At 41.7% G+C, this 21,288-nt stretch carries 27 protein-coding genes; 1 reads left to right on the top strand and 26 read right to left on the bottom strand.

Annotated features, from left to right (window positions below; translation table 11 throughout):
- Positions 1-9: 9 nt before the first annotated feature.
- The 25 genes from rpmD to M1P97_RS20985 all read right to left on the bottom strand — a co-directional run bounded on the left by rpmD (position 10) and on the right by M1P97_RS20985 (position 18,135).
- Positions 10-186, bottom strand: coding sequence for a 50S ribosomal protein L30 (gene rpmD, locus M1P97_RS21105; RefSeq protein ID WP_009859531.1), 177 nt, complete (start codon positions 184-186; stop codon positions 10-12).
- Positions 187-202: 16 nt separating this feature from the next.
- Positions 203-721 (bottom strand): 30S ribosomal protein S5, encoded by a 519-nt coding sequence (rpsE, locus tag M1P97_RS21100; RefSeq protein ID WP_075560128.1) that lies wholly within the window; start codon positions 719-721, stop codon positions 203-205.
- A gap of 5 nt (positions 722-726) precedes the next feature.
- A complete protein-coding gene (rplR, locus tag M1P97_RS21095; protein WP_028730664.1) occupies positions 727-1,071 on the bottom strand; it encodes a 50S ribosomal protein L18 in 345 nt (114 codons plus the stop codon).
- A 21-nt stretch (positions 1,072-1,092) separates the two neighbouring features.
- On the bottom strand, positions 1,093-1,644 hold the full coding sequence (gene rplF, locus M1P97_RS21090) for a 50S ribosomal protein L6 (RefSeq protein ID WP_075558838.1): 552 nt from the start codon (positions 1,642-1,644) through the stop codon (positions 1,093-1,095).
- A gap of 16 nt (positions 1,645-1,660) precedes the next feature.
- Positions 1,661-2,056 (bottom strand): 30S ribosomal protein S8, encoded by a 396-nt coding sequence (rpsH, locus tag M1P97_RS21085; RefSeq protein ID WP_028730662.1) that lies wholly within the window; start codon positions 2,054-2,056, stop codon positions 1,661-1,663.
- Between the two features lie 54 nt (positions 2,057-2,110).
- A complete protein-coding gene (gene rpsN / locus M1P97_RS21080) occupies positions 2,111-2,380 on the bottom strand; it encodes a 30S ribosomal protein S14 (protein WP_028730661.1) in 270 nt (89 codons plus the stop codon).
- Positions 2,381-2,386: 6 nt separating this feature from the next.
- Complete coding sequence (rplE, locus tag M1P97_RS21075; protein ID WP_010800552.1) at positions 2,387-2,944, bottom strand: 50S ribosomal protein L5; 558 nt, start codon at positions 2,942-2,944, stop codon at positions 2,387-2,389.
- Positions 2,944-3,264 carry a 50S ribosomal protein L24 gene (gene rplX, locus M1P97_RS21070; RefSeq protein ID WP_075558839.1) on the bottom strand — a complete coding sequence of 107 codons (321 nt, stop codon included), beginning with the start codon at positions 3,262-3,264 and terminating at the stop codon, positions 2,944-2,946. Before rplX ends, rplE begins: the two co-directional genes overlap by 1 nt.
- Positions 3,265-3,282: 18 nt before the next feature.
- Positions 3,283-3,648 carry a 50S ribosomal protein L14 gene (gene rplN / locus M1P97_RS21065; RefSeq protein WP_046146311.1) on the bottom strand — a complete coding sequence of 122 codons (366 nt, stop codon included), beginning with the start codon at positions 3,646-3,648 and terminating at the stop codon, positions 3,283-3,285.
- Between the two features lies 1 nt (position 3,649).
- Entirely contained in the window at positions 3,650-3,907 is a 258-nt protein-coding gene (gene rpsQ, locus M1P97_RS21060) for a 30S ribosomal protein S17 (RefSeq protein ID WP_028730658.1), read from the bottom strand.
- A 9-nt stretch (positions 3,908-3,916) separates the two neighbouring features.
- On the bottom strand, positions 3,917-4,114 hold the full coding sequence (gene rpmC, locus M1P97_RS21055; protein ID WP_075558840.1) for a 50S ribosomal protein L29: 198 nt from the start codon (positions 4,112-4,114) through the stop codon (positions 3,917-3,919).
- A gap of 5 nt (positions 4,115-4,119) precedes the next feature.
- Entirely contained in the window at positions 4,120-4,554 is a 435-nt protein-coding gene (gene rplP, locus M1P97_RS21050) for a 50S ribosomal protein L16 (protein ID WP_028730657.1), read from the bottom strand.
- A 19-nt stretch (positions 4,555-4,573) separates the two neighbouring features.
- Complete coding sequence (gene rpsC / locus M1P97_RS21045; RefSeq protein WP_028730656.1) at positions 4,574-5,314, bottom strand: 30S ribosomal protein S3; 741 nt, start codon at positions 5,312-5,314, stop codon at positions 4,574-4,576.
- Between the two features lie 6 nt (positions 5,315-5,320).
- On the bottom strand, positions 5,321-5,731 hold the full coding sequence (gene rplV / locus M1P97_RS21040) for a 50S ribosomal protein L22 (RefSeq protein WP_009859542.1): 411 nt from the start codon (positions 5,729-5,731) through the stop codon (positions 5,321-5,323).
- Positions 5,732-5,784: 53 nt separating this feature from the next.
- On the bottom strand, positions 5,785-6,054 hold the full coding sequence (rpsS, locus tag M1P97_RS21035; protein ID WP_028730655.1) for a 30S ribosomal protein S19: 270 nt from the start codon (positions 6,052-6,054) through the stop codon (positions 5,785-5,787).
- A 20-nt stretch (positions 6,055-6,074) separates the two neighbouring features.
- Positions 6,075-6,899: a 50S ribosomal protein L2 gene (gene rplB, locus M1P97_RS21030; protein ID WP_009859543.1), complete on the bottom strand. Its 825-nt coding sequence runs from the start codon at positions 6,897-6,899 to the stop codon at positions 6,075-6,077.
- Positions 6,900-6,907: 8 nt separating this feature from the next.
- The gene (gene rplW, locus M1P97_RS21025; RefSeq protein WP_075558842.1) at positions 6,908-7,201 is read right to left on the bottom strand and encodes a 50S ribosomal protein L23; all 294 of its coding nucleotides are present in this window, start codon (positions 7,199-7,201) and stop codon (positions 6,908-6,910) included.
- Positions 7,202-7,212: 11 nt separating this feature from the next.
- Complete coding sequence (gene rplD, locus M1P97_RS21020) at positions 7,213-7,842, bottom strand: 50S ribosomal protein L4 (RefSeq protein ID WP_195373286.1); 630 nt, start codon at positions 7,840-7,842, stop codon at positions 7,213-7,215.
- Positions 7,842-8,459: a 50S ribosomal protein L3 gene (rplC, locus tag M1P97_RS21015; protein ID WP_075558844.1), complete on the bottom strand. Its 618-nt coding sequence runs from the start codon at positions 8,457-8,459 to the stop codon at positions 7,842-7,844. The genes rplD and rplC overlap by 1 nt, the downstream gene beginning before the upstream one ends.
- 21 nt (positions 8,460-8,480) lie before the next feature.
- Positions 8,481-8,786, bottom strand: a complete 306-nt coding sequence (gene rpsJ / locus M1P97_RS21010) for a 30S ribosomal protein S10 (protein WP_005634728.1) — start codon at positions 8,784-8,786, stop codon at positions 8,481-8,483.
- A 21-nt stretch (positions 8,787-8,807) separates the two neighbouring features.
- A complete protein-coding gene (gene fusA / locus M1P97_RS21005; protein WP_195373287.1) occupies positions 8,808-10,937 on the bottom strand; it encodes an elongation factor G in 2,130 nt (709 codons plus the stop codon).
- 28 nt (positions 10,938-10,965) lie between these two features.
- Positions 10,966-11,442 (bottom strand): 30S ribosomal protein S7, encoded by a 477-nt coding sequence (rpsG, locus tag M1P97_RS21000; protein ID WP_075558846.1) that lies wholly within the window; start codon positions 11,440-11,442, stop codon positions 10,966-10,968.
- Positions 11,443-11,599: 157 nt separating this feature from the next.
- Positions 11,600-12,010, bottom strand: a complete 411-nt coding sequence (gene rpsL, locus M1P97_RS20995) for a 30S ribosomal protein S12 (protein ID WP_028730650.1) — start codon at positions 12,008-12,010, stop codon at positions 11,600-11,602.
- Positions 12,011-12,433: 423 nt separating this feature from the next.
- Complete coding sequence (locus tag M1P97_RS20990; RefSeq protein ID WP_249390114.1) at positions 12,434-16,369, bottom strand: DUF6383 domain-containing protein; 3,936 nt, start codon at positions 16,367-16,369, stop codon at positions 12,434-12,436.
- Between the two features lie 485 nt (positions 16,370-16,854).
- Complete coding sequence (locus tag M1P97_RS20985) at positions 16,855-18,135, bottom strand: DUF3874 domain-containing protein (RefSeq protein ID WP_249390113.1); 1,281 nt, start codon at positions 18,133-18,135, stop codon at positions 16,855-16,857.
- Positions 18,136-18,432: 297 nt separating this feature from the next.
- Here M1P97_RS20985 and M1P97_RS20980 point away from each other — a divergent pair, with 297 nt between their 5' ends.
- Entirely contained in the window at positions 18,433-19,044 is a 612-nt protein-coding gene (locus tag M1P97_RS20980) for an HU family DNA-binding protein (protein WP_195373290.1), read from the top strand.
- Between the two features lie 89 nt (positions 19,045-19,133).
- On the opposite strand, the gene M1P97_RS20975 is transcribed toward M1P97_RS20980, so the two are convergent.
- A complete protein-coding gene (locus tag M1P97_RS20975) occupies positions 19,134-21,239 on the bottom strand; it encodes a hypothetical protein (protein WP_195373291.1) in 2,106 nt (701 codons plus the stop codon).
- Between the last annotated feature and the right edge of the window lie 49 nt (positions 21,240-21,288).

Here is a 21,288-nt window from a genome sequence, read left to right as displayed (position 1 = left end):
AACCAATTATTACTTTTCTACTGAAACCAAATGTTTCACTTTCTCAACCATACCCAAGATAGCCGGAGTAGCTTCATGTTCTACCACACGGTTCAACTTTGTCAGGCCCAGTGCATCGAGTGTTCTTTTCTGGTCTTTCGGGCACTTAATTCTACTCTTAACTTGTTTAATTTTAATAGTCGCCATAATTTTTCCTCCCTAATTAACCTCTAAACACTTTTTCAACAGAAATACCTCTGTTCTGAGCAACCACAAACGGACTTCTCAATTCACCCAAAGCAGCAATAGTAGCTTTTACTAAGTTGTGAGGGTTTGAAGAACCTTTTGACTTTGCCAAAACGTCAGTAATACCAACACTTTCCAATACAGCACGCATAGCACCACCAGCTTTAACACCGGTACCGTGAGATGCAGGCTTAATCAAAACTTGTGCACCACCAAATTTAGCAAGCTGTTCGTGAGGAATAGTACCTTTATGAACAGGAACCTTGATTAAATTCTTTTTAGCAGCTTCTACACCTTTAGCGATAGCTGTCGTTACTTCACCAGCTTTACCTAAGCCCCAACCGATGATACCATCTTCGTTTCCTACTACTACAATAGCAGCAAAACTAAAAGTACGTCCACCCTTTGTTACTTTAGTTACGCGGTTGATTGCAACTAATCTGTCCTTCAACTCTAAGTCGTTGGTCGATTTAACTCTATTATTAACTCCTGCCATCTTCATTAAAATTTAAGGCCGCCGTTACGTGCAGCATCAGCTAATTCTTTAATTCTTCCGTGATACAGGTAACCGTTACGGTCGAAAACAACAGCCTGAACACCAGCTTCCTGAGCACCTTTAGCGATCAGTTCACCAACTTTGGCAGCGATTTCTTTCTTAGGAGCCTTAACATCTAATTTCAAAGATGAAGCAGCAGCCAAAGTTTTACCTGTAGTATCATCTATAACCTGTGCATAGATCTGCTTGTTGCTTCTAAACACAGTAAGGCGCGGGCATTCAGGAGTTCCTGAAACTTTGCCACGTATACCTCGTTTTATTTTTAATCTTCTTTCTTCCTTCGTTGTCATGATAATTTCAGTTTACGTAGATTACTTACCTGCTGATTTACCAGACTTTCTGCGAATTTCTTCACCCACGAACTTAATACCTTTACCTTTATACGGTTCCGGCATTCTGAATGAACGAATCTTTGCACAAATCTGACCTATTAATTGCTTATCAGCTGATTCAAGGATAATAAGAGGATTCTTATTTCTCTCAGTCTTCGTTTCAACTTTCACTTCTTTAGGCAACTGCAAATAAATGTTGTGAGTATAACCTAAAGAAAGATCCAACAGCTGGCCTGTGTTAGACACACGATAACCAACACCGACTAATTCCAGTTCTTTTTTGTATCCTTCAGATACACCGATCACCATATTGTTGATCAAAGAACGATACAAACCATGTAATGCACGATGGTTCTTTTCTTCTGTCGGTCTTGTTAAATGAATAACTCCGTCTTCCAAAGTTACATTTATATCAGGATTTACGGCCTGAGTCATCTCGCCTTTAGGACCTTTTACAGTCACTACGCTATCCTTAATCGTAACCGTTACACCGGCTGGCACATGAATTGGTAATTTTCCTATTCTTGACATTCTTCTTTCCTCCTAATTAATAAACATAACATAATACTTCGCCACCGATCTTCAAATCGCGGGCTTCTTTGTCTGTCATCACACCCTTAGAAGTAGAAAGAACGGCAATACCTAAACCATTCAATACTCTCGGCATTTCTTTGTAACCAGTGTACTTACGCAAACCTGGAGTAGAAACTCTCTGAAGCTTCTTGATCGCATTCACTTTGTTTACCAAGTCATACTTCAGGGCAATCTTAATTGTACCCTGAGGACCTTCTTCTACAAACTTGAAGTTAAGAATGTAGCCCTTTTCGAAAAGGATCTTAGTGATCTCTTTCTTTAAATTTGACGCCGGCACTTCAACAACTCTGTGCTTCGCTTTAATTGCATTACGCAATCTTGTCAAATAATCTGCAATAGGATCTGTCATATATAAATGAATTAAATTGATCCGGCCACCCGGACAATATTTAAATAAAAAAACTTACCAACTTGCTTTCTTTACACCCGGTATTAAACCATTGGATGCCATTTCACGGAACTGAATACGTGAAATGCCGAACTGGCGTACATACCCTTTCGGACGACCTGTAATTTTGCAACGGTTGTGCAAACGTACAGGAGAAGCATTTTTAGGTAAAGACTGCAAAGCGTCATAGTTGCCTTCTGCTTTAAGCTGTGCTCTTTTAGCAGCGTATTTTTCAACAAGCTTTGCTCTTTTAACCTCGCGGGCCTTCATTGATTCCTTAGCCATAACTACTTAGTCTTTTTTTGCATTTTTAAAAGGCAACCCAAATTCTCTCAATAGAGCATACCCTTCCTCATCTGTTTTCGCAGAGGTCACAAAGGTAATATTCATTCCCAATATTTTGGTAATATTATCGATATTTATTTCAGGGAAAATGATTTGTTCCTGAATACCCATAGTATAATTACCTCTACCATCCAGCTTACTTTCAATACCTTTGAAGTCACGAATACGAGGAAGAGCGATACGAACTAATCTTTCCAGGAACTCATACATTTGTTCACGACGCAATGTAACCATTACACCGATAGGCATTTTCTTACGCAACTTGAAGTTAGAGATATCCTTTTTAGAAACTGTCGCAACGGCCTTTTGACCAGTGATTGTAGACAATTCGCTGATGGCGATATCGATAATCTTCTTATCAGCAGCAGCCATACCCAAACCCTGATTGATAACAATCTTCTTCAGTACGGGAACCTGCATTACTGATTTATAACCGAACTCTTTCGTCAAAGCAGGAACAATTCTGTCCTGATATTCTTTTTTAAGACTGGCAGTATTGCTCATTACTTAATTTCCTCCCCAGATTTTTTAGAATAACGAACTAAAGCACCTTCTGCATTTTCCTTACGGCCGATACGTGTCGGTTTTCCAGATTTAGGATCAACCACGTTCAGGTTAGAAAGATGGATAGGAGCTTCTTTCTTTTCAATTCCTCCTTGCGGATTCTTTGCATTAGGCTTGGTATGCTTTGATACCATATTAACACCTTCAACAATAGCACGGTTCTCATCTACGAGTACCTGTAAAACACGACCTGTTTTACCTTTGTCTTCGCCGGTATTAACAAAAACTATATCGCCTTTTTTGATATGTAATTTACTCATTACCTTAAATTTTACGAATTAAAGTACTTCAGGTGCAAGTGAAACAATTTTCATATTTGTTGCACGAAGTTCTCTGGCAACCGGACCGAAGATACGGCTTCCACGAATATCACCACCGGCATTCAACAATACGCAAGCGTTATCATCGAAACGGATGTATGAACCATCCTGGCGACGGATTTCTTTTTTAGTGCGAACAATGATAGCTTTAGAAACAGCACCCTTCTTCACGTCACTTGACGGGATTACACTCTTAATTGCAACTACAATTACATCCCCAACAGTGGCATAGCGTTTTCTTGTTCCGCCCAAAACACGGATACATAATGCTTCTTTTGCGCCACTGTTATCTGCTACTACTAGTCTTGATTCTTGTTGTATCATGTTACTTAGCTCTTTCGATTATTTGAACTAATCTCCATCTCTTTGTTTTGCTCAAAGGACGAGTCTCCATAATTTTTACGGTATCACCGATATTACACTCGTTCTTTTCGTCGTGAGCATGATATTTCTTCGTTTTATTAACGAACTTACCATAAATGGGGTGTTTTTCCTTCCATTTAATAGCAACTGTGATGCTTTTTTCCATCTTGTTGCTAGTAACCACGCCCGTTCTTTCTTTTCTTAAATTTCTAGTTTCCATCAGGCTCAATTATTTGTTGTTAAGTTCTCTCTGGCGCAATTCTGTTTTCATGCGCGCAATCATCCTGCGTTGTTGTTTAATCTGTGCAGGATTGTCTGTCGGAGAGATAGTGTGGTTAATAACCTTCTGATCGTAGGCAGCAACCTCAGCATCAACTCTTTCAAGCAATTCTTTTGTGCTTAATTCTCTAATTTCTGCAATCTTCATAACAATTACGCATTTTGATTAGCCATATCATAATCACGTCTCACAACAAATTTCGTTGTTACAGGAAGCTTCTGTGCCGCTAAGCGCAATGCTTCTTTTGCAACATCAAAGGGAACACCTTCGATTTCGAAAATAAGACGACCTGGAGTAACAGGCGCAACAAATCCTTCTGGATTACCTTTACCTTTACCCATACGTACTTCGGCCGGTTTCTTTGTAATAGGTTTATCCGGGAAAATCCGAACCCAAACCTGACCTTGACGTTGCATATAACGAGTTACCGCGATACGGGCAGCTTCAATCTGGCGACCGGTAATCCATTTATTCTCTAACGCTTTTATACCAAACGAACCGAACGCCAGCTGGTTGCCACGTTGAGCTTCGCCCTTCATGCGACCTTTCTGCTGTCTTCTGAACTTGGTTTTCTTTGGTTGTAACATCTCTTCTTAATTCTAACGTTTAACGATTAGCTTTCTTTCTCTTGAAGTTCTTATCTCCTCTGTTGTTGCCGCCGGCATTGTCATTTCTGCGACCTGAATCTTTTGATGCAGTGAATGAAGGAGCAAGATCTCTCTTACCATAAACTTCACCACGGCAGATCCAAACCTTAACACCCAGCAAACCAACTTTCGTCAACGCTTCAGCCAAAGCGTAATCGATATCTGCTCTCAGTGTGTGTAACGGAGTTCTTCCTTCTTTGTACATTTCAGAACGGGCCATTTCAGCGCCATTCAAACGACCAGATACTTGCACTTTAATACCTTCGGCACCCATTCTCATGGTAGAGGCGATAGCCATCTTGATAGCACGACGGTAAGCAATTTTTCCTTCAAGTTGACGAGCAATATTGTTTGCAACAATGACTGCGTCTAATTCGGGTCTTTTTACCTCAAAGATGTTGATCTGAACTTCTTTGTCGGTAATCTTTTTCAACTCTTCTTTCAATTTATCAACTTCCTGACCACCTTTACCGATGATAATGCCCGGACGTGATGTGCAAACTGTTATTGTGATCAACTTAAGCGTACGTTCAATAACGATACGAGATACACTAGCTTTAGCAAGACGAGCATTCAGATATTTACGAATTTTGCTATCTTCCAGCAAAGTATCTCCGTAATTCTTGCCGCCATACCAATTGGAATCCCAACCACGGATGATTCCTAAACGATTACTAACCGGATTAACTTTTTGTCCCATCTACAATTAATTTTGACTATCGTTTTTACTAAGTGTATCAACAAACAAGGTTACATGGTTCGAACGTTTACGAATTCTGTATCCTCTACCCTGGGGAGCCGGACGCATTCTCTTCAATGTTGTAGCGCAATCTACGCTGATTGAAGAAACAAACAACTCACCAGTTTCTGCTTTACGTTCATTTTTCTGCTCCCAATTGGCAATTGCTGAACGAAGCAATTTTTCTACTCTTGCTGCAGCTTCCTTGTTAGAAAACTTCAAAACACCAAGTGCACGGAATACTTCCATACCGCGGATCATGTCTACAACGAGACGCATCTTACGCGGAGAAGTAGGTACGTTACGCAATTTTGCGAAGTACATGGTCTTTTGGGCTTCTTTTCTTGCTTCAGCTGATATTCTTTTTCTAGCACCCATTTTTATTGATTCTTTTTATTTTCAGATTCCTGAATTCCTGTTACTACCGATAATTATTTCTTCTTGTTACCGGCGTGACCACGGAACGTACGAGTTGGTGAAAATTCTCCCAACTTGTGACCTACCATATTTTCGGTTACAAAAACAGGAATAAATTTATTTCCATTGTGAACTGCAATAGTATGGCCTACAAAATCAGGCGAAATCATTGAAGCTCTTGCCCATGTCTTAACTACGGCTTTCTTTCCTGACTCATTCATAGCCAAGACTTTCTTTTCCAGCTTGATGTTAATATACGGGCCTTTTTTTAGTGAACGACTCATAGTTTACTTAATTAATCAGATTATTTCTTTCTTCTTTCAATAATATACTTTGAAGAATGCTTCTTCGGAGCTCTTGTCTTCAAGCCCTTAGCATACAAGCCTGTACGAGATCTTGGATGACCTCCGGAAGCACGACCTTCACCACCACCCATTGGGTGATCAACCGGGTTCATTACAACACCACGGTTGTGAGGACGACGACCTAACCATCTAGAGCGACCGGCTTTACCTGATTTTTCAAGACCATGGTCTGAGTTACCTACACTACCAATTGTAGCCTTACATGCAGCAAGAATCTTTCTGGTTTCGCCAGAAGGCATCTTAATAATTGCATAAGCGCCTTCTTTAGAAGTCAACTGAGCAAATGCACCTGCAGAACGTACCATTTTAGCACCCTGTCCAGGACGAAGCTCAATATTGTGAATAATTGTACCAACGGGAATATTTGCCATAGGCAAAGTATTACCTACCTCAGGAGCGGCATCGCTACCTGAAACCACTGTCTGGCCAACTTCCAATCCGTTCGGAGCGATGATATAGCTCTTTGCTCCGTCAGCATAATACAATAAAGCGATACGAGAAGTACGGTTTGGATCGTACTCGATAGACTTTACTGTTGCAGGAATGCCATCTTTATTTCTCTTGAAATCGATAATTCTGTACTTTTGTTTGTGACCGCCACCAAGATAACGCATTGTCATCTTACCTGTGTTGTTACGACCACCAGTACTGCTCTTACCTACCACAAGAGACTTCTCTGGTGTACTTGCAGTGATTTTATCAAATGCACCAATAACTTTGTGTCTCTGCCCCGGTGTTGTGGGCTTTAATTTACGTATTCCCATTTCTTTTTTTAGATATTACTAAAGAAATCTATTGTTTCTCCTTCTTTCAACGTTACGATTGCCTTCTTAAAAGCTGCCTGTTTACCATTGATAATACCTGATTTTGTATAACGGCTTTTCAACTTGCCAGAGTAGTTGATGGTATTAACATCAACTACAGTTACATTATACATATCCTGTACAGCTTTTTTGATCTCCAACTTGTTGGCATCAGGAGAAACACGAAAACCATAGCGATTAGCCATTTTTTCTGTAATCGCTGTTTGCTTCTCTGTTACTATAGGTTTAATAATAATTCCCATTTCTTTACTCCTTATGCGTTAAAAAGTTTTTCTATAACAGCAACAGAACTTTCAGTCAGCACTAAATTGGCTGCATCAAGAACTTTGTATGTGTTTAATTCAGAAGCTGTTATAACACTTGTCTTCTCTAAATTACGAGCCGACAAATATACAAAATTATTTTTCTCTGGTAAAACCATAAGTAACTTTTTATCAGCCACTTTCAGGTTTTTAGCAATTGTTATTAATTCTTTAGTCTTAGGAGCTTCCAGAGCGAAATCTTCTACAACTACAATTGCGTTATTAGTAGCTTTATAAGTCAGTGCAGACTTACGAGCCAGACCTTTTACCTTCTTGTTCAGCTTGAACTCATAATCTCTCGGTTTCGGACCGAATACACGAGCACCACCAACCAATACAGGAGAGTTGATATCACCACGACGTGCACCACCTCCACCTTTCTGGCGGATCAGTTTACGAGTACTACCAGAGATCTCACTTCTTTCTTTCGATTTATGAGTACCCTGACGTTGGTTAGCCAAATACTGCTTTACATCCAAGTAAATAGCATGATCATTGGGTTCAATGCCGAAGATAGCATCGTTCAAAGTTACCTTTCTACCGGTATCTTCACCTTTAATATTAAATACGCTCAGTTCCATTACTTTTCAATTATTACGATTGAACCTTTTGCTCCTGGAACAGATCCTTTAACCAATAAAAGATTGTGTTCCGGCATTACCTTGATCACTTCCAAGTTCTGAACAGTTACACGTTCATTACCCATCTGTCCAGCCATACGCATGCCCTTAAATACCTTTGCAGGATAAGAACAAGCACCGATACCACCGGGAGCACGCAAGCGGTTATGCTGACCGTGAGTAGTCTGACCTACACCACCGAAACCATGACGTTTTACAACACCCTGGAAACCTTTACCTTTTGATGTACCCACTACATCAACGAAACCAGCATCTTCCAGATAATCTACAGTGATTACATCACCCAGATTGTATGCAGTTTCAAAATTCTTGAACTCGGCCAAGTATCTCTTGGGAGCTACACCGGCTTTCTTGAAATGGCCCATTTCCGGCTGTGTAGTGTGTTTCTCCTTTTTGTCTTCGAAACCAATCTGCACTGCTTCATAGCCATCTTTCTCGATAGTCTTAATTTGTGTAACAACACAAGGACCCACTTCGATAACAGTGCATGGAAGATTTTTTCCCTCGGCACTGAAAACGGATGTCATTCCGATTTTTTTTCCTAATAATCCTGGCATTTCACTTAATTTTTAAATAACTCACACTTTAATTTCTACTTCAACACCGCTGGGTAATTCCAGCTTCATCAATGCGTCAACTGTTTTAGCAGTTGAGCTGTAAATGTCTATCAATCTTTTGTAAGATGATAGTTCGAACTGCTCGCGAGATTTCTTGTTAACGAAAGTTGAGCGGTTCACAGTAAAGATACGCTTGTGTGTAGGCAGAGGTATAGGACCACTAACAACAGCACCTGTAGCCTTTACCGTCTTCACGATCTTCTCGGCAGACTTGTCTACCAGAGAATAATCGTAAGACTTTAATTTAATTCTGATCTTTTGGCTCATATTGTTATATATGTTTCTAAATTATTTGATCAAATCAGCACGACCCTGTACTTCTGTCAGTACCTGCTTAGCGATAGAAGAAGATACCTGAGCATAGTGAGAGAACTGCATTGAAGATGTTGCACGACCTGAAGTGATAGTACGCAGAGCTGTTACATAGCCGAATGTTTCAGCCAAAGGAACCTTAGCCTTCACAACACGTGCACCGGTACGGCTTGATTCCATACCTTCAACCTGTCCGCGACGTTTGTTCAAGTCACCGATAACATCACCCATGCTTTCTTCCGGAGTTACAACTTCCATCTGCATGATCGGTTCCATCAAAGCAGGACCTGCCTTTTCAGAAGCGCTCTTGAATGCCTGGATACCTGCGATTTCGAAAGACAACTGGTCAGAGTCAACCGGGTGGAATGAACCATCGATCAATGTTACTTTCAGTTTATCCAACGGATAACCGGCAAGGATACCGTTCTTCATAGCTTTCTCGAAACCTTTCTGTACTGAAGGGATAAATTCTTTAGGAATGTTACCACCTTTCACTTCGTCGATGAACTGCAGTGTACCTTCGAATTCAGCATCAGCCGGTTCAACGCGAACAATGATATCAGCAAACTTACCACGACCACCAGACTGTTTCTTATAAACTTCACGAAGTTCAACAGATTTGGTAATAGCTTCTTTGTAAGTTACCTGAGGTTTACCCTGGTTACATTCAACTTTGAATTCGCGACGCAGACGGTCAACGATGATATCCAAGTGAAGCTCACCCATACCGCTAATTACAGTCTGACCTGTTTCTTCGTTAGTCTGTACGCGGAAAGTAGGATCCTCTTCAGACAGTTTAGCCAATCCCATACCCAGTTTATCCAGGTCTTTCTGAGTCTTAGGCTCTACTGCAATACCGATAACCGGTTCCGGGAATTCCATTGATTCCAGTGTGATCGGATGATTTTCGTCACAAAGCGTATCACCAGTACGGATATCTTTGAAACCAACACCAGCACCGATATCACCACAACCGATAGCTTCCATCGGGTTCTGTTTATTTGAATGCATCTGGAACAGACGAGAAATACGTTCTTTCTTACCTGAACGAGTGTTATAAACATAAGAACCGGCAAGCAGAGAACCCGAATATACACGGAAGAAGCACAAGCGGCCTACATACGGGTCGGTTGCAATCTTAAATGCCAGTGCAGTCAACGGTTCTTCGAACAACGGTTTACGAACGACTACTTTATCAGGATCGCTAGGATCTGTACCTTCGATAGCATCTGTATCAGCAGGACTCGGCAGATATGCACAAACTGCATTCAACAGAGTCTGAACACCTTTATTCTTGAAAGAAGAACCACAGATCATCGGATTGATCTGCATAGCGATAGTACCTTTACGGATAGCAGCTCTGATTTCATCTTCAGTGATAGTAGAAGGATCATCAAAGTATTTTTCCATCAAAGCATCGTCGCATTCAGCCAAAGTTTCAAGCATCTTGTCTCTCCACTCATCAGCTTCACCCTTCAGGTCTGCCGGAATTTCTTCAATTGAATATTCAGCACCCATTGTTTCATCATGCCAAAGAATAGCTTTCATTGTTACAAGGTCAACTACACCTTTGAAAGTTTCTTCTGCACCGATAGGAATCTGAATAGGACAAGGGTTTGCGCCTAATACAGCCTTCACCTGACGAACTACTTCAAAGAAGTTTGCGCCGGAACGGTCCATTTTGTTTACATAACCAATTCTGGGTACATTATATTTGTCAGCCTGACGCCAAACTGTTTCTGATTGGGGTTCTACACCACCAACAGCACAGAATGCAGCAACGGCACCATCCAGAATACGCAGTGAACGCTCTACTTCAACAGTAAAGTCCACGTGCCCCGGGGTGTCAATCAAGTTGATTTTATATTTATCATTAGCGTAATTCCAGAAAGTAGTTGTAGCAGCAGAAGTGATAGTGATACCACGTTCCTGTTCCTGCTCCATCCAGTCCATAGTTGCAGCACCGTCGTGAACTTCACCAATCTTGTGAGTCAGACCTGTGTAGAAAAGGATACGCTCTGAAGTCGTAGTCTTTCCTGCATCGATGTGCGCCATGATACCGATGTTTCTGGTATATTTTAATTGTTCGTCAGCTTTTGTTGCCATCTTTTTTTATTCTCCTAAATTTGCTAAATTAAAATCTGAAGTGAGCGAATGCACGGTTAGCTTCAGCCATACGATGCATATCTTCTTTTCTTTTGAATGCGCCACCCTGGTTGTTGAAAGCATCTACAATCTCTGCAGACAACTTATCAGACATAGTCTTACCACCTCTCTTACGTGAGAAGATAATAAGGTTCTTCATAGAAATTGATTCTTTACGATCGGGGCGAATTTCAGTAGGTACCTGGAAAGTAGCACCACCTACACGGCGTGACTTCACTTCGACTTGAGGGGTAATATTGTCGAGTGCAGCTTTCCAAATTTCGAGAGCAGACTTTTCTTCGTTAGGCAATTTGGCCTTAACGGTTTCCAGAGCGGAATAGAAAATTTCGAAGGCAGTATTTTTCTTGCCATCATACATTAAATGGTTAACGAATCTCGTAACCTTAACATCACCGAAAACAGGATCCGGAAGGATCTGTCTTTTCTTTGGTTTTGCTTTTCTCATTTTGTTTTCAAAAATTTCGTTTTTTTCTTTGGTTGCCTTTTTAAACTTTGTCTTCAACGGTTCCGCCGAACCATTTACTCAACCTTGTAGCCTATCCAAATACTCAAACCAGCTTTAATACTTAATTTAAATTCTCAGTTTGAAGGGATGTAACTAATTACTTCTTCTTTCCTTTAGCTGCAGCAGCTGCCTGTCCTGGTTTCGGACGTTTAGCTCCGTATTTAGAACGTCTTTGAGTACGTCCGTTTACGCCAGCAGTATCCAAGGTTCCACGTACAATGTGATAACGTACACCAGGAAGGTCCTTAACACGACCACCACGTACCAAAACGATTGAGTGTTCCTGCAAGTTGTGTCCTTCTCCCGGAATGTAAGAGTTTACTTCTTTACCATTTGTCAAACGAACTCTCGCTACTTTACGCATTGCAGAGTTAGGCTTTTTCGGTGTTGTAGTATACACACGTACACAAACGCCACGTCTCTGAGGACATGAATCCAGTGCAGGTGACTTACCTTTTACCACCAAAGTTTCCCTTCCTTTTCTAACTAATTGCTGAATTGTAGGCATTTCTTTTCTTTTTTAAACTTTGAATGTGTTATAATTATATTTATATCTTTTTCTATTTCAGGCTGCAAAGATACGCATTATTTCCGTATAACCAACGAGTTACAGTTCTTTTTCTGCATAATTCGCGCTAAAAACGGTGCAAAGTTACATAATAGTTCCCGTTTGTTTCTGCTACACAACAGGTGAATTTATACTATTTATTATTATTTAACAACGAAGCCCCGTTGGCTTAAAACCAACGGGGCTTGTCTTGTGTCTGCTTTCTTCCTTCACAGGGATACTGACAGATGAACTTTATTTTCATTACTTTAGTATTAAGAACTGCTTGTTCCCCCTCACAGGATACTTAATCAGGGATAGACACGGGATACCCGATACCGCCCGGAATACACAGTTCATCTATTTGATTATAAATATCTTATATTACTTTACAATTGCTTTAACAGCAGCTTCACCTTCTACTGAAACGATCACAATACCTGCAGGTGCAGCAATTGTAGCGTTATCAGAAGAGATCACTGAGTTAAGTACAGTCTGACCTAATACATTAGTAATTGTAACTACTTTACCAGCTGCACCATTTACTGTGATCTGGCCTTCACCAGCGATTACAGCAACAGAAGAAGCGGTAAGATCTTCGTTAGCAACAGGGTTACGATCGTCAGCTTTCAATTTGAATACTTCTGCATCTTCCATGTTCGGAGTAACAACTACGTTTCCGTTGATCCAACGCAGGTAACCGGTTGCAGGTTCATTTGAATGATCAACATCCTGCGGATATTTGTAACCGGTTTCAACAATGAATGTATTAGCATCGTGATCCATTACACGGAATGCGAATTTAACCAACTGACGAGAAGGAGCACCAACTTCAATCTTATCGAATTTACCGTCTGCACGAGCTACATATAATGTATCGTTTGTACGGAAACCTTCTTCGAAACCAAGTTTAGCATAACGAGTTCCGTTATCATAAACATATTTGTTAGTATGGATATCTCTTGTATCTTCTACGATAGCAGAGTCAGCATAGTTAACAAGGAATGCGCCGTAAGTAGTATCAGCCTGATGAATACCGTGAGAAGGGACATTACATTTGTAAGTTGTATCGATACGAGTTACATTAATACCTAACAGATATTCCCAACGGTTGTTTGCACCACGGTTGTAATATACTGTATCAACATACAGAGCAGGATTGATCTTGTTGAATTCAATAGCATTGCCCATACCCAGGAATTCACCTTTCTGATATAATACGTCTGATTCAGTTTCTGAACGGAAGATCTTGATCGTATCCCCCTGGTTCAACTTAACATATTCAGGAGCATCTTTTTCTTCTACAACGAACAGGTCGTTTTCAGTCTGAGCGTACATATCTGTGCGGTTCAGGATACCCTTATCTGCGCTATCGCCACCATACACTTTATTATTATACCACTGGAATTGACCATCTGCATAAAGAGAGTTTTTATTCACTTCTAATAAATTGTAAAGAGCTTTACCATTTGCATTCTTTCCTACAATCTTCAATGCAAAGTACTGAGGATTCTTTAAGTTACCAGTATTATCCGCATTACCAGTTGTATAACGAGTTACATCTTTAGTATTGTTATAGTTCATAAACTCATTATTCGCCTGATTCATTAAAGAGTAAGACAACAGTTTCAAGAAAACAGTCTGATTACCATCATCATCATTTGATGTTACATAAGTTCCGTCAGCTTTGAAATAACCTAAAGTACTACCAATCTTGATTGTGTCAGGACGAGTATACAATTCATCACCCAGATCATCCAGTTTTGTATATTTAGCCGCAGCTAAATGCCATTCTGTAGCATTCTCTTTATCTGTATCTAAGCCAATCTGATGATTTTCTTTGTGATTTTCTACAGCATAAGCAATACCTTTCCATACAGAAGATTGAATACCTACATAATACAATTGGTCTCTCAACTTATCAGCATCCAGTCTTTCAAAGCCATCCGAGGGAAGGAATTCTGCAACAGGAGAAATTTTAATTGTATCACCCGTGTTGTAATCTGCGAAAGTATTAGGATCACTGGTCTTATACAGATTATTTGCTGAATAAGCGAAATAAACAGGTGAATAGTTTCCAGAACCAACCGGAGATTCTGTTAAATATCTATATGCATTAGGATATTCACGGTTTCTCAAAGTGATAATACCGGCATTATAAGTAACAGCCCATTGAGTTTCCGGCTGACCAACTAGTGCATTTTCAGCTTTTACATAAGCAGGTTTTCCAGTAGCATCCAAACCTAAAACCTTACCATAATTCTCAGCCTTCTTATTGTTGTTTACAACTGTAACAGAATAGAATACTGGTTTAGTAAAGAACTTTTCTACTACGATCTTATTAAATGTACCAACCTTTACAGTTACAGTTTTCAAAATATTCTTTCCAACAAGTTCTGCAGCCAGATTAGTGACATCTCCAATTTCCAAAGCACCTAAGACATAAGAGTTTGATCCACTTTCAGTAGTTGCAGAAATAGAAACAACAGACTCATTCTTACCTGCAATAAAATTATCTAAAGCGTTAAAAGAGAAGAAGCATGCATACTTTTCAGCATCCTGACCAACCAAAGCAAGAGCCAGATCAGCCGGAGACATTTCAATCACTTTATAACCGTAATCAGCTGTACCTACTGAATATTTCTGATCCAAACGAATAACAATCATTTTACCTTCAGCGTTCTGCAGCATATAAGATTCTGCAAGACTTGTTTTATCCAAAGGCTGTGCAACTTTACCAACTAACTTTACTGGTTTCAAAATACCGGTAAACGGATTTGCACTCAACGGCTTCTTATTATACAGTATTTCAGCTTCGAAACCAGCTCCGTAAATCTTCAGTAATTCACCTGCGGTTAATGCGCGAGTTCCAATTTCGCATAAAGTATAAGCAGTTGCACCTGTAGTTGTTACAACTTGTCCATCTTCTACATTTACTAAAGCCAATGCATTCAAAGCTTTGCTCGGAGCCCACTTATCATTAGTCTTTTCAATCTTTATGCCAACGAATTTTTCACCAATCTTCAGATACTTACCTGCATTGTTCACCAATTTGGCATATCCCGTAGTAGCACCTGTTTCTAATTTTTCAAAAGACCAGAAGAATGAAGCGTCTGTTTTATCATCATAAGTATCAATAGCAAAACCATTAGCAGCATCTGCTTTTAAAGCCTTGCGGTTTGTACTATTAGCACTCAGGATAAAAGGTGTATCGAATTTGAATGCATCTGCTTGTGCAGCAGCATCACAAACGACACCTGAAATAGACACTGTTGCACTAACAACCGGCATAGTATTACCAACAGGTACAGTAGCACCACCCAATAAAACCAAAGCATCGTCACAAGCAATAACTGTTTTTGAACCAGCAACATCCGTTGTAGTTTTTGCAGCTTCAAGTATATTCAAAACTTCAGCATAAGTGGCACCATTTACAACAACCTGAGCATCTGCTATAGAGGAAGCTACTACATCAACAACAGCATCTGAGTTCTTCAATTTTGCATCGTAAGTAACCTGAGCAAATTTGTAAGCTGCACCAGTTGTAGCTGATTTTACCGTCGGAACTACTCCAATATAAAGGAAATCAGAAAAACATTCATTGAATGTATTATTCTGAGCCATTGCAGCAGCATCCAATCCAGATGTGATTTCAACGGTTGCATTCTCGCCGTAACCTTTCAATTCTGATTCAGCAAAAGGATCCCCTTTTTTTGTAGCAAGCTTCAAACCTTCCTGAATGATAACACCAGCTGAAGCATAATTAGGTGTACCAGTACTTGAAACAAAATTATTAGTAAAAGTATTACCTGTAACATTGTAAGAAGCAGTGGCAGCCTGAGGGAAAATAACAAGACTGTTTGAAACAGAAACATTATCACCTGTAGCTCTTGCACCTTGCACGAAAGTATTTCCGACAACTGTCAACTTAGCTGCAAAAGCTGTAACCGCATTCTTTGTCCAATAACCATTTGCATCTTCATTTGCCGGGTTATTGATCAATGTCATATTCTTTACTGTTACATTTTCTGCTCCAATAACCAAACGACCTGCCAATGTTACATCTGCATTTGATGTCAAAACAACATCTTTGGTATTAATCACCATATATGCTCCAGAACGGCCATCTGTCCCTAAGGAAACATTTTCCGTAAGATTAACAACAAGGTCTTTTTCACCTTCAGGCAAAGTCAAAATCTTCTTATCATTAAGAAGTTTTGCAAAATCTGCCGCGTTGTAATCCTTCGCATTTACATTACAAAACAGCGCGCCGGAAAGAAGTAGGCCCGCTGTTGCCAACGTAGAAAACTTTTTGTTCATAATTCTAAATTTAATATTAATACTAGTGTTCGTAAAAGTTCGATCTAAGAACGTTTCTAAATGTTAATGACTAGCTAAAACGTTCCTTTTTTCTCGTCATCAGTTTGATGGATAAAAGAGTTTGTAATGAAAAGCCACAATTTCGTACTAAACTTGCTATTCAATTGATAAGAAAGAACATACGATTTCATTTTTTTCTTTGGAAAGGATTGCTAATCCAAAAGGAATTTGTACTTTTGTTGACGAGAAAAAAGGAACGATTAAATTAGTCATTGTTTTTGGCCTCATTTTTAGACTATCTACCTACATAACAGCACATTAAAAGAAGAAACTCCTTTTTGTTAATAATTATTTCATCGGCATTCTGTTTGAATACTATATAATGTACCCGTACATAATTAATATAGGAACCGTTTTACACTCTGCAACCACTTTCTACAAAGAATTCACACATCTGGTGTCACCTGTCACACCTTCATATACGCTTAGATATCAACCGTTTGCAGTGACACCACCTGATAAAAGTTTCCATACTTGGTATGTTTGCGTTCCACGCCCATAGCAACCAGTAATTTGCCAAAATGGGCTGCCGATGCGCTTCGCATAGCTGCCGGATTACATTTTTTCAATCGTTTAAAGATTTCGGCAGACGAAAGAGACAATGCTTCCTCACCATATTCGGCCGGACGAAAGCAAGAGTAGAACACCTCCTCCTCGACCGGACTCTTATAGAAAGCAGCATTCGAAGCCATTATCTTTGCTTCTTCTTCTCCCGTAAACCAATAACGTTCGCCGGCAAGTAATTCCGCTTTCAATTGGGCATACAGCTGGGCATGATCCACAGGCGAACAATCGATCTTCTCCTCTATCTCAACACAAAGAAAACGACGGCTTCCGGTCGGATCAGTCAGCAACTCCTTCTGATTGGAAGTAGCTATAAATGAAGCGATACGGGGAAGTGAACTATAATTTTTCTGATGTGCCTTGCGAATATTCAAGCCGGCCATCTGCATCAGGTTTTTCAATAAAGCCATTTTGCGGGGTGAGAATTTATCAAACTCATCCAGGTTGATCAAACCAAATTCCGACAATTTCCGTTCGGCTCCTGCCTGGCTGGCAAGATCAAAACTATCTGTATAATAACGCTGTAACTCACCAGGCAATATCATTTTACAAAATGTAGACTTTTGTTTTCCCTGTTTACGGCTTACCAAAACCGGTGCGACGCTATTGGCATGCAATACATCCATTCCTAACCATTGTGCCGTCATACCCAGCAACCAGCGATGAAAACCTTCCACCCACAAGGGTGCTTCCGACACCCGACGAGCCAGTCCGTCTACCCGATCTGTGCCGTCCCAATGAGGTAACTCATTCATAAACAAATGGAAGGGATGATATTCTTCGATACTATCTGAATAAATATATCGTGAAATATCACGATCCCAACAATCAAGTCCACTCTTTCTGGCCGCTATGCAGAAGCTGTTCAAGTCGCGCTGGCCCACCGCCACAAACTGACAACCGGACACATGCCGTATCCGGTACTCGGTTTCGCCGGTCAGGTTATTAAAACGGAAATCATACTGCTCCCCCAGAAAATCTTCCATCTTCATAAGCGCGTCCGTCACTTTTCCCGCAGGTGATTTTTCAACTTGCCTTCCGGTAGCTGCCGGATGTTTCACTTCACGACTGTCATCCGCACTACCCAGCCACTTTTGAACCAGGCAAAAAACTGTTTCAATAAGATTTTTCATACTTTCCATACCTTCATTTTTTATGTATTTTTCATCGAAGGTATAATGCGAACAGGGGGTTTTGCAAATTTACAGACAAGTATTTTCCGGGAAACTCATCTAACTCGCGGCCTTGAATATACTGTTGCACAGGTCATATCTTATTAGTACATTTGTAGGGAGATTTGTATCGTTCAACAACACTGAAGCGATCGCTTAACAGGTGTGGGACGATCGCCTTACACGTGTCAGACAATCGCCCCACAAATGTAAAACGAACAAAAAGTAGGCACTTAAATACTAATTACTCAAGAGAAACGAACGAATATGTCAGCAGAATACGACTTCTACAAAAACCCAATACCTCCCGGTAGCAAGAGAAAACCGCGTCTACACGCACGCATAGTAACAAACGGAACAATAGGAACGGAAGAACTGGCGGAAGAAATACACGGCCGGAGCACGTTGACAACCGCCGATATCCACGCTACACTTATCTCGCTCAGCAAGGTGATAACCGAACATTTGCGACGTGGCGAACGCGTTCATATTAAAGGGCTGGGGTATCTGCAAATGACTTTGCAATGTCCTCCGGTGAAATATCCCAAAGAAATACGTGCCGAGTCGATACATTTCAAATCAGTAGCCTTCCGCCCTGAGATAGCCCTGAAGGATTCATTGAAAACAACCAGTTTCGTACGCGCCACGCGAAAAAATCATTCTGCCGGCTATTCAGACATAGAGATAGACGGTCTGCTGACCGGATATTTTCTAGATCATCCCTCCATCAGCCGGGAGAAATTTCAGGATCTGTGCTGCTTCACCAAAGGGACGGCCAATCGCAGACTGGCAAAACTGGTACAGGAAGGGAAACTCAGGAAGGAAGGATTATACCGTTTTCCGGTTTACGCACCGGTTCCCGGAAATTACAGAAAATAACAAAGGTGAAACGCGAGGCTTCACCTTAACAAACTGTTCACCTGCCCATTACGATCAATGTGACAGGTGAAGGGTATGCGTTGAAACAACTACGGCATCGGCAGAAAACCCTCCGCTCTCACTGTCCAGCTTCCATCTTGCGGGAATCCGGGAGCTTCGCCCGATGATCCGTCCCAACCGGCAGCCATCATGGCGACAGCAGTCAATAAGGCACCGTTGGACGGGAAGTAAGGAAACGGACCGCCTGTAGCCAATCCATGTTCATCGAACTGGAAACCACCGGCCGGATGAAGCAGGAAGTCCACCGCCTGTCCGGGTTGCCCACAGCGCGCGGCTGCCATAGCCAGCATCGGAAAGTCCCATCCCCAGGTCCGGTCAAAATTCCAGGTAGCAGTGATCTTTGCCAATGTACGTGCCAACGTATCCGGATCAACCCCGTCCCCCGGCAGCATACCGTAAGTACCGATTAAAGCCGGATGCTCGAAGACAAAGTCCGTCCACATGTCCGGGATACCCTCATACGTAACATATACATCTTCTTCAACAGGCAACGGAGAGAGTCGGGCTAATACCTTTTCCCACTTTTCATCTACCGGAAGCGACATGCGTTCACGCCATTCACAAGCCATCCGCAGGCCATAACGCCAATAACCCAACTCGAAGGCCGGATTCAACGTTATTTCGGGTCGCGTATTCTCGGAAACAATAAAAACAGGAGGCCCTAGTACATACCGATCCTGTGCCTCGTCATAATGTGCATAATCGGCCATAAAGTCGGCGGTAGCCGAAACGACAGGTTCCCATTTCTCCAACGTCTCGCGGGTAGGATGCAGCCGGTAATCGAGGTCGGCAAAATAGATCGGGTGCGGTTGCTGCCAGATCAGGGTAGCATGGATGATATGCGGCCACTCACGATCGAAATCAGCCGTGCATTTAGGCCAACGGGCTCCTTTATACCCTTGCTGCTGTGCACGCATCTGTGAAGTAGGGAGAAAATCCCGGTAAACGGTCAGGCTCTCTTCAAGCAGAGGCCAACGGTTCCATAAAGCATAATGTACGCCATGCCACCAGATCATTTCGAAATGGAAACGGCCGTACCAGCCATTATTCACCAATCCGCTTTCCTGTGGAGGAAGCGATCCGGCCTCGTTCACCTTCATAAGGTATTGCGAAAGGACGATTCGGCGTTCCAGTTCTTTCCAGCGCGGGTCTTTGCTACCGGACAGGTCGATTGCCGCCCCCGATTGCCAGAAAGCTCTCCATTCCCTGGAACTGTCATTAAATATGCGGGAAGCGGTCGGGATATCCGCCATCTCTTCCTGTGAGAAAAGACAAGAGAAAGACAACTCCTCCGTATCTTCCGGGATCAGTTCAAAACGGTGAGATGCCTCTGCTCCGTCCTGCACGAAACCAGCGCGGGTATTCCACCGCAACGAAGTATAATAATGTGTTTCATCCATTTTACGGGCTATGAGAACAGATCCTTTCTTTTCGTCCCGGATAACCGAACGGTGCGCCCCGGGTTTATCATAAGTACCGACATACTCTTTCATCTCCCCGCTCTCCGCATAAGGGAAATCGAGAAAAACACTTACCTGTCCTTTCTTGAGCAACGGACTTTCTACTGTGACGCCTACCGCATCCAAAGCCGGATGACAAGCCGTTTTAACAGAAACGGGAACACCGTCCAATTTAAAACGGCTGTGTATGATACCGGTCCACATATCCACCTCCTGGTAAGTATCCGAAAGATCTTCGGCAGTTGCCTCCCTCCCATCCGAACGAAGCAGTTTAAAGCCGATACGTCCCAGGTTGAAGCGATGGGGATTAGCGGCCAGCCAGGCTGATAATTCGGGTTGTTCCGGATTAGGTATATCGTAAGGGAGCATCTTGCCATAGGTCTCTATCAAAGGCTTTCTGAAATCCTCCACCCGCAGCCCTTCCGGCAGGGGAAAGCTATGCCAGCTCCACTGGGCCATCGTATTGAAAGGGACAAAGGTTTGCAATCCGGTAATATCAACCCCGAAAGCGAATTCGCCATTCCCTACCTGGGCAGGACTCCGGGGATCAGTCTTCGTGGTTACGATACGATGCCTGTCTACCAATGCTTGCCTGTCGATACGGGACTGATTACAGGCTACAAACGAGAACACGCTCACCAGAAACAGGAGGATAAGTCGGATCGGTCTTTTCATTTTCTCATGATTTAAATGTAACAGTCTCAAATATACAACTTTTCCATCC

The sequence above is a fragment of the Parabacteroides leei genome, from assembly GCF_023369805.1.
Classification (GTDB): Bacteria; Bacteroidota; Bacteroidia; order Bacteroidales; family Tannerellaceae; genus Parabacteroides; species Parabacteroides leei.
This window is presented reverse-complemented; position numbering and strand designations above follow the sequence as displayed.

Excerpts from the sequence above, each read along its gene's own strand:
- rpmD (WP_009859531.1), bottom strand. The coding sequence starts at position 186 with ATGGCGACTATTAAAATTAAACAAGTTAAGAGTAGAATTAAGTGCCCG.
- rpsE (WP_075560128.1), bottom strand. The coding sequence starts at position 721 with ATGGCAGGAGTTAATAATAGAGTTAAATCGACCAACGACTTAGAGTTG.
- rplR (WP_028730664.1), bottom strand. The coding sequence starts at position 1,071 with ATGACAACGAAGGAAGAAAGAAGATTAAAAATAAAACGAGGTATACGT.
- rplF (WP_075558838.1), bottom strand. The coding sequence starts at position 1,644 with ATGTCAAGAATAGGAAAATTACCAATTCATGTGCCAGCCGGTGTAACG.
- rpsH (WP_028730662.1), bottom strand. The coding sequence starts at position 2,056 with ATGACAGATCCTATTGCAGATTATTTGACAAGATTGCGTAATGCAATT.
- rpsN (WP_028730661.1), bottom strand. The coding sequence starts at position 2,380 with ATGGCTAAGGAATCAATGAAGGCCCGCGAGGTTAAAAGAGCAAAGCTT.
- rplE (WP_010800552.1), bottom strand. The coding sequence starts at position 2,944 with ATGAGCAATACTGCCAGTCTTAAAAAAGAATATCAGGACAGAATTGTT.
- rplX (WP_075558839.1), bottom strand. The coding sequence starts at position 3,264 with ATGAGTAAATTACATATCAAAAAAGGCGATATAGTTTTTGTTAATACC.
- rplN (WP_046146311.1), bottom strand. The coding sequence starts at position 3,648 with ATGATACAACAAGAATCAAGACTAGTAGTAGCAGATAACAGTGGCGCA.
- rpsQ (WP_028730658.1), bottom strand. The coding sequence starts at position 3,907 with ATGGAAACTAGAAATTTAAGAAAAGAAAGAACGGGCGTGGTTACTAGC.
- rpmC (WP_075558840.1), bottom strand. The coding sequence starts at position 4,114 with ATGAAGATTGCAGAAATTAGAGAATTAAGCACAAAAGAATTGCTTGAA.
- rplP (WP_028730657.1), bottom strand. The coding sequence starts at position 4,554 with ATGTTACAACCAAAGAAAACCAAGTTCAGAAGACAGCAGAAAGGTCGC.
- rpsC (WP_028730656.1), bottom strand. The coding sequence starts at position 5,314 with ATGGGACAAAAAGTTAATCCGGTTAGTAATCGTTTAGGAATCATCCGT.
- rplV (WP_009859542.1), bottom strand. The coding sequence starts at position 5,731 with ATGGGTGCTAGAAAAAGAATATCAGCTGAAGCAAGAAAAGAAGCCCAA.
- rpsS (WP_028730655.1), bottom strand. The coding sequence starts at position 6,054 with ATGAGTCGTTCACTAAAAAAAGGCCCGTATATTAACATCAAGCTGGAA.
- rplB (WP_009859543.1), bottom strand. The coding sequence starts at position 6,899 with ATGGGAATACGTAAATTAAAGCCCACAACACCGGGGCAGAGACACAAA.
- rplW (WP_075558842.1), bottom strand. The coding sequence starts at position 7,201 with ATGGGAATTATTATTAAACCTATAGTAACAGAGAAGCAAACAGCGATT.
- rplD (WP_195373286.1), bottom strand. The coding sequence starts at position 7,842 with ATGGAACTGAGCGTATTTAATATTAAAGGTGAAGATACCGGTAGAAAG.
- rplC (WP_075558844.1), bottom strand. The coding sequence starts at position 8,459 with ATGCCAGGATTATTAGGAAAAAAAATCGGAATGACATCCGTTTTCAGT.
- rpsJ (WP_005634728.1), bottom strand. The coding sequence starts at position 8,786 with ATGAGCCAAAAGATCAGAATTAAATTAAAGTCTTACGATTATTCTCTG.
- fusA (WP_195373287.1), bottom strand. The coding sequence starts at position 10,937 with ATGGCAACAAAAGCTGACGAACAATTAAAATATACCAGAAACATCGGT.
- rpsG (WP_075558846.1), bottom strand. The coding sequence starts at position 11,442 with ATGAGAAAAGCAAAACCAAAGAAAAGACAGATCCTTCCGGATCCTGTT.
- rpsL (WP_028730650.1), bottom strand. The coding sequence starts at position 12,010 with ATGCCTACAATTCAGCAATTAGTTAGAAAAGGAAGGGAAACTTTGGTG.
- M1P97_RS20990 (WP_249390114.1), bottom strand. The coding sequence starts at position 16,369 with ATGAACAAAAAGTTTTCTACGTTGGCAACAGCGGGCCTACTTCTTTCC.
- M1P97_RS20985 (WP_249390113.1), bottom strand. The coding sequence starts at position 18,135 with ATGGAAAGTATGAAAAATCTTATTGAAACAGTTTTTTGCCTGGTTCAA.
- M1P97_RS20980 (WP_195373290.1), top strand. The coding sequence starts at position 18,433 with ATGTCAGCAGAATACGACTTCTACAAAAACCCAATACCTCCCGGTAGC.
- M1P97_RS20975 (WP_195373291.1), bottom strand. The coding sequence starts at position 21,239 with ATGAAAAGACCGATCCGACTTATCCTCCTGTTTCTGGTGAGCGTGTTC.